This window comes from Aureitalea sp. L0-47 (genome assembly GCF_026126405.1).
Classification (GTDB): domain Bacteria; phylum Bacteroidota; class Bacteroidia; order Flavobacteriales; family Flavobacteriaceae; genus Pukyongia.
Window position 1 is genome coordinate 29,923 of the sequence record NZ_JAFMTQ010000007.1, and the last position, 15,497, is coordinate 45,419.

Consider the following 15,497-nt stretch of genomic DNA (forward strand, 5'->3'; position numbering starts at 1 on the left):
TGTTAAATTTACGCAACCTATATGTAAACGTCAAGGAATTCCTTTTTATTCTAAGTTAACCTTATGTTTCTAGAAAACACAGTAAATCAGAAAGAACAATTCGGCTGGATCGAAGTGATCTGCGGTTCTATGTTTTCAGGAAAAACAGAGGAACTAATCCGTCGATTGAAGAGGGCCAAATTCGCACGTCAGAAAGTAGAGATATTTAAACCCACTGTAGACCAGCGGTATGATGAGGATAAAGTGATCTCTCACGATAGTAATGAAATTAGATCCACACCGGTCCCGGCTGCAGCGAATATACCGATCCTGGCCGATGGATGTGATGTGGTAGGTATTGATGAAGCCCAGTTCTTCGATGATGAGATCGTGAAAGTGTGTAACGATCTTGCAAACAACGGGGTAAGAGTGATCGTCGCAGGCTTGGATATGGATTTTAAGGGAAATCCGTTCGGTCCTATGCCCAACCTGATGGCTACAGCAGAATACGTCACCAAAGTACATGCAGTATGTCCCAGAACGGGAAACCTGGCTCATTACAGCTTCCGTAAATCGCAGAGTGACGAATTGGTATTACTCGGTGAAACGGAAGAATACGAACCGCTAAGCCGCGCAGCCTATTACAAGGCTATATTGCGAGATAAGGTAAAGAAAATGGATGTGAAGGACCCCATTCAACTCCCATCGAAAAAGCAAGCATAGCCTATGCCCGAAATCTCTGAAACCACGCTCGAAATAGATCTGAATGCGCTGGATCACAATTACAAGCAAATAACTTCAGGCTTAAAAAAAGGAACCAGGGTCTTGGGTGTTGTAAAAGCCGGTGGATACGGAAGCGATGCCGTGGAGATCGCCAGAGAATTGGAATCCCTGGGAGTGGACTACCTCGCGGTAGCCTATGTAGCCGAAGGAACAGAACTTCGGGGTGCCGGCATAAAAACTCCCATTCTGGTGCTGCATCCTCAGCCCGGGAATTTCGGAGCGCTCATCGAACAATGCCTTGAGCCGGCTCTGTACAGTCAGAGAATTTTAAAAGCCTTTATAGCTAAGGCCGAAGAAAAAGAACAAAAAGAGTATCCCGTTCACCTTAAATTCAATACAGGACTCAACCGATTAGGCTTTAGGGAAAACGATACCGAATGGATCATGGGTCAGTTGGCGAATACTTCCTCGATCAGGATCAAATCGCTTTTCTCTCATCTTGCTGCCAGTGATGATCCGAATGAAAAAGAGTTTACCCTGGAGCAGATCAACACTTTCAAATCCATTTCGGAAGATTTGAGTGATCGCCTTGGTTATATGCCAATACTGCACCAGAGTAATACCTCGGCCATCTTGAATTATCCCGAAGCGGAGTTCGATATGGTAAGGACGGGTATTGGACTCTATGGTTATAGCAATGAAAAGCAATACGACAGCAAATTGAAGCCTGTTCATACCCTCAAATCGGTCATTTCACAGATCCATAGGATCGAACCCGGTGAGACCGTGGGTTACAACAGGGGGTATATGGCAACCGGCAATGAGGTTACCGCCACTATACCAATTGGTCATGCAGACGGCATACCACGTGCCCTTGGCAAAGGGAAAGGGCATGTGCTGATTAATGGAGCAAAGGCTCCTATTGCAGGTAATGTATGTATGGATATGCTTATGGTAAATATAACCGGGATAGATTGCAAAGAAGGTGATGAAGTAGTGATCTATGGAAGCGTACAGCGAGCCTCCGAACTAGCAAAAAGTGCAAATACCATATCATACGAACTCTTGACGGCATTGTCCCATCGGATAAAACGGGTTGTTTGCCGAAAATAGATAGTAAATCTCTCATTTTTAAAGGTTCAAATCGCTTTTTGTTTAACTTTACCCCGTTAACTTTAATTAAACCTATCAATATGTTAAAAGAATTTAAAAACTTTATAATGACAGGCAATGTGATCGATCTCGCAGTTGCCGTTATCCTTGCCGGAGCCGTTGGGCTAGTTGTGAACGGATTTGTTTCCGACGTTATGATGCCTATTATTGGACACTTCGCAGGCGGAATGGATTTTGCAGACTTGAAGTATATCCTTACAGAAGCAAGTGTTGATGCAGATGGTAATGAAGTTGCAGAAAACGCAATTATGTGGGGTAAATGGGTGAACACCATTATCAATCTTGTAATTGTAGGATTTGTTCTTTTCATGATCGTGAAGGCCTACAACAAAACAAAGAAGAAACAAGCAGAAGAAGCTCCAGCACCACCTCCGGGACCAACCCAGGAAGAGTTGCTTTCTGAAATTAGAGACCTTCTGAAAAAATAAGAACGTCCGTAGCCGCTACGCTACTCATTTAAACCATTAACCCCTCCTTTGCGTTAAGCTTTGGAGGGTTTTTTTATTGTTTTATTCTGAAAAAATAAAATAGTATCACTTACTTTTGATATCAAATATGAACCTATGAAAGTCGCTGTTGTAGGTGCCACTGGAATGGTTGGCACAGTTATGCTAAAAGTCCTGGAAGAACGAAATTTTCCAATTTCTGAACTCCTACCCGTAGCCTCTGCTCGATCGGTTGGAAAACAAATGGAGTTTAAGGGATCTTCGCATACCATCATCGGTTTGCAGGATGCTGTAGATCAGGAGCCGGACATTGCGATCTTCTCGGCCGGGGGGAGTACATCCTTGGAATGGGCGCCTGCCTTCGCGGAGAAAGGCACAACAGTAATCGATAACTCATCTGCCTGGCGGATGGATCCTAGCAAAAAGCTCATCGTTCCTGAAATAAATGCCGATGTTCTTACTTCAGAAGATAAAATAATAGCAAACCCAAATTGTTCCACCATACAACTTGTAATGGCACTTGCGCCACTTCACAGGAAATACAAGATGAAAAGAGTGGTGGTCTCTACCTATCAGTCGGTTTCGGGTACCGGGGTGGCTGCAGTGAATCAATTGGAGAACGAGATAAACGGAGTGAAAGGTGAGATGGCATACCCTTATCCTATTCACAAGAATGCTTTACCTCACTGTGATGTATTTGAAACAAATGGATATACGAAAGAAGAAATGAAGCTCGCCCGTGAGCCTCAAAAAATACTCGACGACCGAAGCTTTTCGGTAACGGCAACTGCTGTGAGAATTCCAACGGCAGGGGGGCATAGCGAATCTGTGAATGTTGAATTCTTTGATGACTTCGATCTTTCAGAAGTAAGGAGACTACTTCATGAAACCCCTGGAGTGACAGTTCAGGATAACCCGGATACCAATACCTATCCCATGCCGATCTACGCTCATGATAAAGACGAAGTTTTTGTGGGCCGCCTGCGAAGAGACCTTACTCAGCCCAACTCCTTAAATATGTGGATCGTTAGCGATAATCTTCGCAAAGGAGCCGCAACAAATGCAATACAGATCGCCGAATACCTGGTTAGAAACAATTTAGTGGGAAAAGCCATCTCTCGCTCCTGAGGAACAGGTTTGAGCGCTAACACATTAATTGTATTGTCGTTATGTGTTGGATTTTAATTTTTCTGTATCTTTAAGAGAAGATAACCTAACTCCCAGCGTATGAATTCGAATTTTACTACACTCCTACGTATTATCCTTGCCCTTGTTCTCCTTGTTTTCGGACTGAACAAATTCATCGGTTTTATCCCCGCTCCCGAATTACCTGATGAAGCTGCTAGCTTTATGAACTCACTCCTTGATACCGGCTATGTGCTTTATTTCCTTGGTATTCTTGAGATTTTTATTGGTGTTCTATTGCTTCTGAAAAAATGGGTTCCATTTGCCCTTTTGGTTTTAGTCCCTATTTCAGTAAATATCCTTTTGTTCCATATTTTTCTCGACTTACCGGACATCTTACAAGCGATAGTCGTTATAGGGCTGAATACAATTCTTATCATTAGATACTGGAAGGCGTACACACCTCTGTTCAGGTAAAATGAAAATTGTAAATCCAACTCGTTTCTGGTTTTAAGGCACCTCTCTTTTTAGTACCTTTAGGGTCTAATTTATTCCATTATGAAAAAGAGTATCATTCTTCTTCTCATTGGGCTCTCTATAATTGCCTGCAAAGAAGAAAAAAAAGAACCAATTGCTGTGAATTATCCTGAAACGAATCAAGTGGATACGGTAACAACCTATTTCGGAACCGAAGTAAAAGACCCCTACCGCTGGCTGGAAGATGACATGAGTGATGAAACTGGTGACTGGGTGAAACGACAAAATGAAGTTACCTTCGGTTATCTCGACACTATCCCATTTAGGGAAGACCTCAAGCAACGTCTTGAAACATTGTGGAATTACGAGAAAGTGGGGGCTCCTTTCAAAGAAGGTGACTATACCTACTTCAGAAAAAATGACGGCCTGCAGAACCAGTATGTTATCTATCGCTACCAAACCGGCGCCGATCCATCCACTGCCGAAATATTCCTGGACCCAAATACCTTTAAGGAAGACGGAACGATTTCTTTAGGTGGTTTGAGCTTCTCAGACAACGGTAAAACCGCAGCCTATAGTATTTCAGAAGGAGGAAGTGACTGGCGTAAGGTGCTTGTAATGGATACGGAAACAAAAGAGATCGTTGAGGATACGCTCATCGACGTAAAGTTTAGTGGGCTCTCATGGAAAGGAAATGAAGGATTCTACTATTCAAGTTACGACAAACCAAAGGGTAGTGAACTTTCAGCAAAGACAGATCAGCACAAACTCTACTATCATAAAGTAGGAACTCCACAAAGTGAAGATGAATTGATCTTTGGGGGAACAGAAGCCGAAAAGCACCGCTATGTTGGAGGTTATGTTACTGAAGACAATAAATATTTGGTAGTTACCGCGAGTATTTCTACCTCTGGGAATAAGCTCTTTATTAAAGACCTGGAAGATCCGTCTGCCGGATTTGTTACTGTCCTGGATCATACCGATAGTGACACTTATGTTATCGAGAACGAAGGTTCCAAATTGTATCTGGCAACAAACCTCAATGCGCCAAATCAGAAGATTGTCACTGTAGATGCTTCAAATCCAACCTCTGAGAACTGGGTGGATTTCATCCCTGAAACTGAAAACGTTTTAAGCCCATCAAGCGGAGGTAAGTATATCTTCGCCGAGTATATGGTAGATGCGGTTTCCAAGGTTTTCCAATACGATATGGAAGGGAATATGGTTCGCGAGATCGAATTGCCTGGTGTTGGTAGCGCCGGTGGTTTTGGTGCGAAAAAAGACGAAACAGAATTGTATTATTCTTTTACCAACTACGTGACCCCTGGTAGTATCTATAAATTCGATATGGAAAGTGGTAATTCCGAACTATACCGCAAGCCTGAGATCGATTTCAATCCGGAAAACTATGAGAGCAACCAGGTATTCTACACTTCTAAGGATGGGACAAAAGTTCCTATGATCATTACTCATAAGAAAGGGTTGACGTTAGACGGAAAGAACCCAACCATTCTCTATGGTTACGGCGGATTCAATATTAGCCTTACTCCTGGCTTCAGCATCACCAATGCCGTATGGATGGAGCAAGGTGGTGTTTATGCTGTACCCAACCTTCGTGGAGGTGGTGAATACGGAAAAGATTGGCACAATGCCGGAACCAAAATGCAAAAGCAGAATGTTTTTGACGACTTTATTGCTGCTGCGGAATATCTTATAGAAAACAAGTATACCTCATCCGATTACCTGGCAATTCGCGGTGGTTCTAACGGAGGACTGCTGGTGGGAGCTACAATGACGCAGCGACCAGACCTGATGAAAGTCGCTTTACCCGCAGTAGGAGTTCTCGACATGCTTCGCTACCATACATTTACTGCAGGAGCGGGATGGGCTTATGACTACGGTACTGCTGAAGAAAGCAAAGAGATGTTCGAATATCTAAAAGGTTATTCCCCTGTTCACAATGTAAAAGAAGGTGTTGAATATCCGGCTACACTTATTACCACGGGTGACCACGATGATCGTGTAGTACCTGCACACAGTTTTAAATTCGCTGCAGAGTTACAATCAAAACAAACAGGAACCAATCCTACGTTGATACGTATCGAAACCGATGCCGGGCACGGAGCGGGAACTCCCGTGAGTAAGACCATCGAACAATACGCAGATATTTTTGGTTTCACCCTCTACAACATGGGATATGAAGTACTCCCGGAAAAGGTGAATGAGAAGATCAAAGAATAATTTAATCTCTCGCTAAGAGTTCAAAGTTGCCTTTTATCTTTAAGACTTAAAAGGCAACTTTTTTCTTATTGTATCATGCTGAAAGTAGACATTCAATCATTCTCTTATGAAAAGGAAGAAATCCTGAAGGATATCCGTTTTCAATTGGGCAAAGGTCAGCATATGGCAGTCCTGGGTGAAAGTGGCTGCGGAAAGTCCACGCTTTTACACCTAATTTATGGATTGCTAAACCTGGATAAAGGAACGATTTTCTGGGAAGAAACGGAACTCCTGGGTCCCAATTTCAACATAGTGCCCGGAGAGTCTTTTATAAAACTAGTTGCCCAGGAATACAACGTAATGCCATTTATAACAGTAGCCGAAAATGTCGCCGAACACCTGTCAAGGCTGGATCCTGAAGCAGATGCTAAAAGAGTGCGCGAATTGCTCGAGGTAGTGGATATGGTTCCCTTCAGCGATATAATGGTGAAGAACCTCAGCGGCGGGCAGAAACAACGCGTAGCACTTGCAAAGGCACTGGCTAAACAACCGGAATTATTGTTGCTGGACGAGCCCTTCAGTCATATTGATACCTTCAGGAAAAATAGCTTGAGGCGCAAGCTATACAGCTTTTTGAAAGAGAATAACATATCCTGTATTACAGCAACGCATGATGCAGCCGAGGCATTGGCCTTTTCGGATACCCTATTGATACTTAAAAATGGAGCCACTGAGGTCATCGGAAGTCCGGAGGAGATCTATAAATCGGTAGCCTCCGTGTATCAGGCCGGATTCTTCGATGAAGTAAATGTTTTACCTTCGGAACTTTTGACGGATGAAAACAGCTCTGAGGAACTTCTGTTATTTCCGCATCAATTGGAAGTTAGCTCAGAAAAAACACGCCTGGAGGTTGTTGTGATAAACAACTACTTCAAAGGGAACAACTACCTGGTTGAAGGCTCCTGGCACAACAAAAAAGTGTTTTTCAGTAATGCTGAGAAGATCGTTCCCGGCAGTAAGATCTTTTTGGATTTAAGTCTTTGATTTTATGTAATTTACCAGGAAAGAAATCTCTTAATCTACTTCGAGAAGCTCGATAGTTCTTTTATTGAAGGTTACGGACTCACCTTGCTTTTTACCTAAAAGCAGTTTCCCTATCGGTGATTTCAGGGAAATACAATAAAACGTCTTATCTCCTATGGATACCACTCCGGCCGAAACGCTCATGAAATAGTTTCCATTATTGGTGATCACAAGACTCCCTAAATGAACAATGTCGTTTATATGTTCCAGGGAGATTTTATTTAGTACTGCTTCTTCCTTATCTACTTCGACCAATTGGTGACTAAACTTCTCCCGCTCAATTTGTAGCATAGCACGATTGGTGTGGTGTTTATCCCCAACGGTGCTCTTTTCCTCATCAAAAAGAGATTCTTTAACCGCGTCCAATGCATTATTGATTCTATCTCTATGCCCGCTAATATATTCCTCGCAGTTCTGAAATAGAATCTTTTTAATTTCCTGATTGGTCATTATTCTTCAAATTTACGCCCCCTAAGTTATGCATTTGTCGTAAAACCCACTGCTTTCTTTGCTCTAAATATGCGGTTCTGGGGGACGCCTTATACTTTCTGGGATTTGGTAAAATAACAGCTATCGCCGCAGCTTCGTGTTTGTTGAGGTCTTTGGCCTTTTTATTAAACCAATACTTCGCTGCAGCCTGCACACCGTAAACACCCTCTCCGGTCTCTATACTATTGAGATACACTTCTAAAATCCGTTCTTTGCTCCACAGATTCTCGATAAGAAATGTAAAATAGGTCTCGAGGCTTTTTCTCAGCCAGCTTCTTTCAGGCCAAAGGAAGACATTTTTTGCTGTTTGTTGGGATATCGTACTCCCTCCTTTTAACCGCTTACCGGCCTTGTTATCTTCGTATGCTTTTTTAATAGCATCATAGTCAAAACCATTGTGGTGTGGAAAGTTTTGGTCTTCGGAACTAATTACAGCCAGCTGCATATCAACTGATATTTCTTCCAGTGAAACCCACTCATGCTGTATATCCACCGGATTCTCGGATTCGAATGTTCGGATCGCCATTAAAGGAGTTGCGGGGACATCTACATATTTGTACAACAAAACCCAAGCTACGCTCAAAACCACAAAGCTAATCGCAGTTTTTACCAAAAATCGCAACAGTTTTCGTATCATTAGGAATCGATTAATTCTGCCAGCTGTTTCCCTATCGAGCAACCAATGGCAACGCCCATTCCTCCGAGGCGTACCCCACAATACACGTTTTCTTCTAGCTGTTTGACGATAGGCTTCTTCTTGCCGCCCACTCCCATTATTCCGCTCCAGCGACTGTCAATTTCAAACGTGATTCCAGGTAAAATTGTTGTGTTAAGTAGATCTTCAAGTTTGTTTTGTATTAATTCAGTAAGTCCCGTTTCCGCCGTCTCTTCCGTCTTAATATCGAGATTTCTACCACCTCCAAAAAGAATACGATCGTGTATATTTCTGAAGTAATAGTATCCTTTATCCAGGTGAAATGTTCCTTTAATTCCCAATGCGGGAATTGGTTTAGTGATTAATACCTGTGCTCGCGCAGGCTTTAGGTCTTCATCTAATAACTCTTTAGCGAATCCATTCGTAGCGACAAGTAGGTTTTTAACCTGAATTTCTTCAAAATCGTTCAAAATGAGTGAAATTTGACCGTTTTTCCGCCAAAACCTGCTAATTTTTGCTGAATTAAGCACAAAAATATCATTTTCTGCTACCAAGGAAAGTAGCCCTTGCATCATCGACCCAGTATCAATTTGTCCTTCGAATTGGTTAAAAACGAGCTTTTTTTGTGTGTTTTTGAACGAAAACGGATCATTTTTTACGGAAAACACCTGGTCTTGATCTAAAAAGGCATTTTTCAGTAATTTGTTGATATGAGGAACCTTCTCAAGGCATCGTTTATAGAGTTCATTATCCTGTTGGGTGAATAATTCGTATCCTCCGTATTGCCGATAATCCATTTGTGCATCTCCAAGCAGTGATCGTAACAGTTTTAATCCTTCGATCCTACTTTGAACGATCTGAATAACTTCTTCTTCGGAATGTGATTTGAGGTCTTCAAGTATTTCCGAAACGCTTCCGAAGCAAGCAAAACCCGCATTTTTCGTGCTTGCACCGCTTGGTAACATCCCCTTTTCAAATACTACGATCTTACTGTGCGGAAATCGCTTCCGAAGAAATAAAGCACAGCTCAAACCAACGATCCCACTACCTACTATAGCGTAATCGATATTGTTAAGCCAGGTATTTCGCTCCCAATAAGACAAATTCATTTAGTCCGGGTTTTGTGTAAAATTCATTAAAAAGGGCCAAATTTCATCAGTTTTTAACCTGATTTTCGAAATTTGACCCGTTTTTTATCAAAAAATGCTGTTTTCTAGTCCTCTTCCGGCTCCATCATTTCCCAATCGTCCATAAAAGCCGTTGTATAATTACCAGCTACATAATCCGGATGGTCCATCAACTGACGGTGAAAAGGGATTGTAGTCTTAACTCCTTCGATCACGAATTCATCCAGTGCGCGTTTCATTTTGTTAATGGCTTCGTCACGGGTTTGTGCAGTAGTGATCAACTTGGCGATCATGGAATCGTAATTAGGTGGGATCACATATCCGGCATAGACGTGAGTGTCCAGTCGAACGCCGTGCCCACCAGGCGCATGAAGGGTAGTGATTCTTCCCGGTGAAGGTCGGAAGTTGTTGTAGGGATCCTCCGCATTGATCCTGCACTCTATGGAATGAAGATTTGGTGTATAGTGTTTCCCCGAAATGGGCACACCTGCGGCAACAAGGATCTGTTCACGGATCAGATCGAAATCGATCACTTGTTCCGTGATCGGGTGTTCCACCTGAATCCTCGTGTTCATCTCCATGAAATAGAAATTACGATTTTTGTCCACCAGAAACTCAACAGTTCCCGCTCCTTCGTACTTGATGTATTCGGCAGCTTTCACGGCAGCCATTCCCATGTCGTTACGAAGTTTCTTGGTCATGAACGGACTAGGGGTCTCTTCGGTGAGTTTTTGATGTCTTCTTTGAATTGAGCAATCTCTTTCACTTAGGTGACAGGCCTTACCTGAACTGTCTCCCACGATCTGGATCTCGATATGCCTGGGTTCCTCAATGAGTTTTTCCATATACATATCATCATTTCCAAAGGCAGCTTTGCTTTCCTGCCGGGCTGAATTCCACGCTTCTTCAAGATCCTCCTCATTCCATACAGCTCTCATTCCTTTTCCTCCGCCCCCGGCGCTTGCTTTCAACATAACGGGGTAACCCACTTCAAGTGCAAGTTTCTTACATTCCTCAAAATCTTCTATAATTCCTTCACTTCCCGGAACACATGGTACACCGGCTTCATTCATGGTGGCCTTAGCTGTTGCCTTATCTCCCATTTTCTCGATCATTTCCGCTGAGGCACCTATGAACTTAATGTCGTGCTCTTCACATATTTTCGAGAACTTGGCATTTTCCGAAAGAAAACCGTATCCAGGATGAATAGCATCTGCGTTAGTTATCTCCGCTGCAGAAATTATATTTGAGATCTTCAGGTAACTCTCCGAACTTGGAGCAGGTCCAATACAAACGGCTTCATCGGCAAATCGTACGTGAAGACTTTCCTCATCGGCTTTGGAATAAACGGCTACCGTTTTAATTCCCATCTCCTTACAGGTTCGTATAACCCGTAACGCGATCTCGCCTCGGTTGGCTACTAGTATTTTCTTGAACATAATCTTCTTGAGATTTCAGGATAGATGCCAGATTAATCAGGCTCAATCCGATGAATTGAATTTATGAAGGATCTACTAAAAATAGTGGTTGGTCGAATTCTACCGGGCTTGCGTCGTCTACAAGGACTTTCACAATCTTTCCGGAAACTTCACTTTCGATCTCGTTAAAGAGTTTCATGGCTTCAATTACACATAAAACATCCCCTTCGGAAATAGTATCACCAACTTCTATAAATACCGGTTTGTCTGGCGATGGTTTGCGATAGAAGGTTCCAATAATTGGTGATTTAACCACTACAAGATTAGATTCCTCTTCCGTGGGAGCTACTTTTTCAGTAGTCTCCGGTGCAGCCGGTGCTTCCGAAGCTGCCGCAGGTATAGCCTGCTGTTGTGCCGCTACGGGCATGGCCGGAACTTGTTGGATGATCGTCTTTTCTCCGTTGTCATCGGATTTACCCGTACGGATCGTGATCTTTACATCCCCCATTTCAAGCTTTACTTCGCTGGCGCCGGATTTCGCCACAAACTTGATCAAGTTTTGTATCTCTTTTAATTCCATTATAATCGTTTTTCAGTTATGTTAGCTATTTGAATCGTAGGCCCACTTCACATATATGGCTCCCCAGGTGAATCCACCACCAAATGAAGCAAAGACCAGATTATCTCCTTTTGAGAGTTGTTTTTCATAATCCACCAAACACAAAGGTAGTGTAGCGGATGTTGTGTTCCCGTATTTCTGAATGTTCACCATTACCTTTTCTTCGGGTAGATTCATTCGTTTTGCGGTGGCTCCGATAATTCTGAGATTTGCCTGGTGTGGTACCAACCAATCAACATCGTCACCAGTTAGTCCGTTTCGAACCATTATCTGTTCACTCACATCGGCCATATTGGATACCGCAAACTTAAAAACAGTCTTTCCGTCCTGGAAGACGTAGTGCTGCTTATTATCTACTGTTTCATGGGATGCAGGCATGATGGATCCTCCTGCATCAATTTTCAGGCTTTGTCTGCCAATACCGTCGCTTCGAAGTATCTCATCCAGAACTCCATATCCATCGTGGTTGGGTTCAAACAACAAGGCTCCGCCACCATCACCAAAGATGATACAGGTAGTTCGGTCTTCGTAATCAATTATGGATGACATCTTATCTGCGCCTAGCAGCAGAACTTTTTTGTATCGGCCGGACTCGATATAGCGAGCGGCAGTCGACATTCCGTAAAGGAAACTGGAGCAGGCCGCGACAAGGTCATATGAAAAAGCGTTTACGGCTCCAATCTCACTAGCTACGTAAACGCCTGTTGCCGCTACCGGCATATCTGGTGTGGCTGTCGCCATAATCACCATGTCAATATCTTTTGGGTCGGTGTTGCTTTTTCGGAGAAGATCTTCAGCTGCCTTTATGGCAAGGTAAGAAGTACCTTTGCCTTCTTCTTTAAGGATTCGCCTTTCTTTGATACCGGTTCGCGTTGTGATCCATTCATCGGTTGTATCGACCATCGTTTCCAGAATCTTGTTGGATAGCACGTAATCCGGAACATATCCGCCTACAGCTGTAATCGCGGCTGTTATTTTGCCCATAGCGTTTACTTAAATTCGCAAAAAGTACCTAAAAATGGCCTTAAAAGATGCGAAAATTACTAAAAATTCAATTAATAACCCCTGTTTTTGCCATTTTTTGAAGAATTTGAGGAAATAAAAAAACTCCTGCAAAAATGCAGGAGTTTTACTTTCTATTTAAACAGAAATTACGCTTCGGCCTCTTCCGTGGCATCGATAACAACCTGTCCTCTGTAGTACAGTTTTCCTTCATGCCAATGTGCCCTGTGATAAAGATGCGCTTCTCCTGTGGTTGGGTCTGTTGCGATCTGAGGTACACTCGCCTTGTAATGTGTTCTTCTTTTATCTCGTCTTGTTTTTGAGATTTTTCTCTTAGGATGTGCCATTACTATGTGTTATTTGTCTGTTAATAGTTTTTTTAGATCGTCCCAGCGGGGATCTGTTTCATTATCCGAAGCAGGATCTTTATCCAGCTTAGGTTTAAGTTCTTCAAGTTTATCGAGTATTTCACTTTTCAGCGTTCCATCTTCTATCCCGGGATGAATCCTTCGGGCAGGCAACGCAAGTACGATTGATTCATAGATATATTGCTGAATATTCACTTCGTGACTACCGTGTTGTAAAATGAGAAGATCTTCGTTCTCATCGTTGAACTCTTCACCAAATTTTACAACCAGGTCATACTCCCCCTCAACCTTCTGGTCGAAAGGTTCGCTCGAAATATCGCATAATACGCCAACTACTCCATCGAATTTAAATGCAAATTCCAGCAGTGTTGGTTTTTTATTCAGCAGTACGTCAAGTTTAACCTTTGAATGATCGAACTCATCATACTCAAAATGCTCAAAGAACGAATTAGTTATTTCGAAATTAAACCGGTGTTCTCCTGTTTTCAATCCTATAAAAGGAATAGTGTATTCTTTCAGTTCCTCCATGATCACACCCGTTAAGTTTCTCAGCCCACTAAAAAGGCGGCTGCAAAGATATAAAATTATTTAATTTACACCGGGTTTACCTATTTCTTTTTGGCAAATGTCCTTTTCAAATTAGTCTTCAAAGGGTCTTTAGACAATTCCAGGTATTCCATTCGGCACCTGTAAATCTCAATGGCCTTGAAAACGGCTTGTTTGAACGACTCGTAGTTGGCTTCGTTCTTTCCTGCCATATCAAAGGCAGTACCATGGTCCGGTGAGGTTCGAATTTTATTCAATCCGGCAGTGTAATTTACCCCTCTTCCAAAGGCCAGTGTTTTAAATGGCACCAATCCCTGATCATGATAAGAAGCAATAACCACATCGAAATTCTTATAATTCCCGGATCCGAAAAAGCTGTCGGCCGCATAGGGCCCGAACACGAGTTTTCCATTATTCCTCAAATTGGTAAGTGTTGGTTCCATGACCTCATCGTCCTCGGTTCCAATTACTCCGTGATCTCCGTTGTGTGGATTGATTCCCAAAACCGCAATCTTCGGTTTGCTTATTCCAAAATCCTGGATCAATGTTTTATGAACTGTATTGATCTTTTTCTCGATCAACTCACGGGTTATATTGCTCGACACCTCTTTCACTGCCACATGATCTGTAAGTAGCCCAACCCTTAGTCCGTTTGAGATCATCAGCATCAGGCTTTCACCTCCCAGTTCTTTTGCCAGGTAATCTGTATGCCCGGGAAAGTTGAATGATTCCGATTGTACATTCGACTTGTTTATCGGGGCCGTGACCAGCACATCGATCTTCGAGTCCTTGAGCGCGCTTACAGCTGCCTCAAGTGATCTAATTGCATAAGATCCAATGTGTTTCTCCTCAGCGCCAAAATTGATTTCCAGTTGTTCCTTCCATACATTGATCACATTGATCTTTTTGTGAACGATCTTGTCCAATGAATCAATACCGTAAAGATTCACGTCCAAACCATAGGTCCGTTTGAAAAACGACATCAATTTCACTGAGGCAAAAATTACCGGGGTACAAAATTCCAGCATCCGGCTGTCCTGGAAAGTTTTCAATACGATTTCACTCCCAATTCCATTCAGGTCGCCGATAGAAATCCCGACTATTATTTTCTCCTTTTTGCTCATTCGGCCTGCGCTATTATTCGTATTTTTGTTACTGCAAATGTAAGTAATACTATCCATGTTCACAGGAATAATTGAATCTCTTGGCACAATCTCAGATTTGAGAAAAGAAGGAGATAATCTCCACCTAGTTATTAGCAGCTCCATAAGCCCCGAACTTCACGTAGATCAAAGCGTTTCTCACAATGGGATCTGCCTTACCGTGGTCGAGGCAACACCCGAAAATTATACAGTTACCGCTGTCAGGGAAACCTTAGATAAAACAAACCTCGGTGAACTCAAGGTCGGGAGTCTGGTTAATTTAGAACGGTCCATGATAATGGGTGGTCGACTGGACGGACACATTGTTCAGGGTCATGTGGATGGCACTGCGGTATGCACTTCTGTTGAAGAGGCCAACGGTAGTTGGTACTATACATTCCGATATGATTCTTCCAATGAGAATGTTACAATTGAGAAAGGGTCCATTTCCGTGAACGGAGTTAGCCTTACGGTAGTGAATTCAAAAGAAAACGAATTCAGTGTTGCCATAATACCGTACACTTACGAGAATACAAACTTCAAAGAAATAAAGGAAGGAACTAAGGTAAACTTGGAATTCGACGTTATCGGGAAATATGTTCAACGCCTTATGCACGAGTCTTAGCCAACCTAATTCTTTTGGTTAACACAACACTTCCATAGATCAAACCAGCTAACAATAAGATAATGATTCCGCTATCCAACGGCAGCTCTGGGGGTGCTGTAGGGGGGGGTGGCGGAGGTGTGTCCGCGGACTGCGCAAGCATAACAGTACTGTTTAGTAAACTAAGTACTATGGCTAATATGGCTACGATTTGGGGTCGCATATTCAGGGTCTAAAGTAATAATTTTTTTTAAACAACAAAGAAATTATACGTTTATCAGAATGTAAATAACTGATTTTC

General features: G+C 42.6%; 17 protein-coding genes. 8 read left to right on the top strand and 9 right to left on the bottom strand.

Annotated elements, in window-relative coordinates; all coding sequences use genetic code 11:
• Nucleotides 1-63 precede the first annotated feature (63 nt).
• From J1N09_RS08535 to J1N09_RS08565, 7 genes are all read left to right on the top strand, one after another.
• Nucleotides 64-702: a thymidine kinase gene (locus tag J1N09_RS08535; protein ID WP_265199717.1), complete on the top strand. Its 639-nt coding sequence runs from the start codon at nt 64-66 to the stop codon at nt 700-702.
• Between the two features lie 3 nt (nt 703-705).
• Nucleotides 706-1,815, top strand: coding sequence for an alanine racemase (gene alr, locus J1N09_RS08540; protein WP_265199719.1), 1,110 nt, complete (start codon nt 706-708; stop codon nt 1,813-1,815).
• A gap of 80 nt (nt 1,816-1,895) precedes the next feature.
• Complete coding sequence (mscL, locus tag J1N09_RS08545; RefSeq protein ID WP_265199721.1) at nt 1,896-2,303, top strand: large conductance mechanosensitive channel protein MscL; 408 nt, start codon at nt 1,896-1,898, stop codon at nt 2,301-2,303.
• A 135-nt stretch (nt 2,304-2,438) separates the two neighbouring features.
• Nucleotides 2,439-3,449 carry an aspartate-semialdehyde dehydrogenase gene (locus J1N09_RS08550; protein ID WP_265199722.1) on the top strand — a complete coding sequence of 337 codons (1,011 nt, stop codon included), beginning with the start codon at nt 2,439-2,441 and terminating at the stop codon, nt 3,447-3,449.
• A gap of 99 nt (nt 3,450-3,548) precedes the next feature.
• A complete protein-coding gene (locus J1N09_RS08555; RefSeq protein ID WP_265199723.1) occupies nt 3,549-3,923 on the top strand; it encodes a DoxX family membrane protein in 375 nt (124 codons plus the stop codon).
• Between the two features lie 81 nt (nt 3,924-4,004).
• Nucleotides 4,005-6,164 (top strand): prolyl oligopeptidase family serine peptidase, encoded by a 2,160-nt coding sequence (locus J1N09_RS08560; protein ID WP_265199724.1) that lies wholly within the window; start codon nt 4,005-4,007, stop codon nt 6,162-6,164.
• A gap of 75 nt (nt 6,165-6,239) precedes the next feature.
• A complete protein-coding gene (locus J1N09_RS08565; protein WP_265199725.1) occupies nt 6,240-7,187 on the top strand; it encodes an ABC transporter ATP-binding protein in 948 nt (315 codons plus the stop codon).
• 30 nt (nt 7,188-7,217) lie between these two features.
• Here the strand turns inward: J1N09_RS08565 and J1N09_RS08570 are convergent, their stop codons facing one another.
• From J1N09_RS08570 to pdxA, 9 genes are all read right to left on the bottom strand, one after another.
• Nucleotides 7,218-7,676: a GreA/GreB family elongation factor gene (locus J1N09_RS08570; protein ID WP_265199726.1), complete on the bottom strand. Its 459-nt coding sequence runs from the start codon at nt 7,674-7,676 to the stop codon at nt 7,218-7,220.
• The gene (gene mtgA, locus J1N09_RS08575; RefSeq protein WP_265199728.1) at nt 7,657-8,352 is read right to left on the bottom strand and encodes a monofunctional biosynthetic peptidoglycan transglycosylase; all 696 of its coding nucleotides are present in this window, start codon (nt 8,350-8,352) and stop codon (nt 7,657-7,659) included. Before mtgA ends, J1N09_RS08570 begins: the two co-directional genes overlap by 20 nt.
• The gene (locus J1N09_RS08580) at nt 8,352-9,479 is read right to left on the bottom strand and encodes an NAD(P)/FAD-dependent oxidoreductase (protein ID WP_265199730.1); all 1,128 of its coding nucleotides are present in this window, start codon (nt 9,477-9,479) and stop codon (nt 8,352-8,354) included. The genes mtgA and J1N09_RS08580 overlap by 1 nt, the downstream gene beginning before the upstream one ends.
• A gap of 104 nt (nt 9,480-9,583) precedes the next feature.
• Nucleotides 9,584-10,936 (bottom strand): acetyl-CoA carboxylase biotin carboxylase subunit, encoded by a 1,353-nt coding sequence (accC, locus tag J1N09_RS08585; protein ID WP_265199731.1) that lies wholly within the window; start codon nt 10,934-10,936, stop codon nt 9,584-9,586.
• Nucleotides 10,937-10,997: 61 nt separating this feature from the next.
• Complete coding sequence (accB, locus tag J1N09_RS08590) at nt 10,998-11,495, bottom strand: acetyl-CoA carboxylase biotin carboxyl carrier protein (RefSeq protein ID WP_265199732.1); 498 nt, start codon at nt 11,493-11,495, stop codon at nt 10,998-11,000.
• A 21-nt stretch (nt 11,496-11,516) separates the two neighbouring features.
• Nucleotides 11,517-12,518, bottom strand: a complete 1,002-nt coding sequence (locus tag J1N09_RS08595; protein WP_265199733.1) for a beta-ketoacyl-ACP synthase III — start codon at nt 12,516-12,518, stop codon at nt 11,517-11,519.
• A gap of 167 nt (nt 12,519-12,685) precedes the next feature.
• A complete protein-coding gene (gene rpmF / locus J1N09_RS08600) occupies nt 12,686-12,883 on the bottom strand; it encodes a 50S ribosomal protein L32 (RefSeq protein WP_265199734.1) in 198 nt (65 codons plus the stop codon).
• Nucleotides 12,884-12,892: 9 nt separating this feature from the next.
• Nucleotides 12,893-13,432: a YceD family protein gene (locus J1N09_RS08605; protein WP_265199735.1), complete on the bottom strand. Its 540-nt coding sequence runs from the start codon at nt 13,430-13,432 to the stop codon at nt 12,893-12,895.
• 80 nt (nt 13,433-13,512) lie between these two features.
• Nucleotides 13,513-14,574 carry a 4-hydroxythreonine-4-phosphate dehydrogenase PdxA gene (gene pdxA / locus J1N09_RS08610; protein WP_265199736.1) on the bottom strand — a complete coding sequence of 354 codons (1,062 nt, stop codon included), beginning with the start codon at nt 14,572-14,574 and terminating at the stop codon, nt 13,513-13,515.
• 55 nt (nt 14,575-14,629) lie between these two features.
• Between pdxA and J1N09_RS08615 the strand changes: the two genes are divergently transcribed.
• Nucleotides 14,630-15,217: a riboflavin synthase gene (locus J1N09_RS08615; protein WP_265199737.1), complete on the top strand. Its 588-nt coding sequence runs from the start codon at nt 14,630-14,632 to the stop codon at nt 15,215-15,217.
• Nucleotides 15,218-15,497: the final 280 nt, after the last annotated feature.

Coding starts and splice junctions, on each gene's coding strand:
- pdxA (WP_265199736.1), bottom strand. CDS start 14,574: ATGAGCAAAAAGGAGAAAATAATAGTCGGGATTTCTATCGGCGACCTG.
- mtgA (WP_265199728.1), bottom strand. CDS start 8,352: ATGATACGAAAACTGTTGCGATTTTTGGTAAAAACTGCGATTAGCTTT.
- accB (WP_265199732.1), bottom strand. CDS start 11,495: ATGGAATTAAAAGAGATACAAAACTTGATCAAGTTTGTGGCGAAATCC.
- J1N09_RS08605 (WP_265199735.1), bottom strand. CDS start 13,432: ATGGAGGAACTGAAAGAATACACTATTCCTTTTATAGGATTGAAAACA.
- J1N09_RS08615 (WP_265199737.1), top strand. CDS start 14,630: ATGTTCACAGGAATAATTGAATCTCTTGGCACAATCTCAGATTTGAGA.
- J1N09_RS08550 (WP_265199722.1), top strand. CDS start 2,439: ATGAAAGTCGCTGTTGTAGGTGCCACTGGAATGGTTGGCACAGTTATG.
- rpmF (WP_265199734.1), bottom strand. CDS start 12,883: ATGGCACATCCTAAGAGAAAAATCTCAAAAACAAGACGAGATAAAAGA.
- J1N09_RS08570 (WP_265199726.1), bottom strand. CDS start 7,676: ATGACCAATCAGGAAATTAAAAAGATTCTATTTCAGAACTGCGAGGAA.
- J1N09_RS08595 (WP_265199733.1), bottom strand. CDS start 12,518: ATGGGCAAAATAACAGCCGCGATTACAGCTGTAGGCGGATATGTTCCG.
- mscL (WP_265199721.1), top strand. CDS start 1,896: ATGTTAAAAGAATTTAAAAACTTTATAATGACAGGCAATGTGATCGAT.
- J1N09_RS08535 (WP_265199717.1), top strand. CDS start 64: ATGTTTCTAGAAAACACAGTAAATCAGAAAGAACAATTCGGCTGGATC.
- J1N09_RS08565 (WP_265199725.1), top strand. CDS start 6,240: ATGCTGAAAGTAGACATTCAATCATTCTCTTATGAAAAGGAAGAAATC.
- accC (WP_265199731.1), bottom strand. CDS start 10,936: ATGTTCAAGAAAATACTAGTAGCCAACCGAGGCGAGATCGCGTTACGG.
- J1N09_RS08580 (WP_265199730.1), bottom strand. CDS start 9,479: ATGAATTTGTCTTATTGGGAGCGAAATACCTGGCTTAACAATATCGAT.
- J1N09_RS08555 (WP_265199723.1), top strand. CDS start 3,549: ATGAATTCGAATTTTACTACACTCCTACGTATTATCCTTGCCCTTGTT.
- J1N09_RS08560 (WP_265199724.1), top strand. CDS start 4,005: ATGAAAAAGAGTATCATTCTTCTTCTCATTGGGCTCTCTATAATTGCC.
- alr (WP_265199719.1), top strand. CDS start 706: ATGCCCGAAATCTCTGAAACCACGCTCGAAATAGATCTGAATGCGCTG.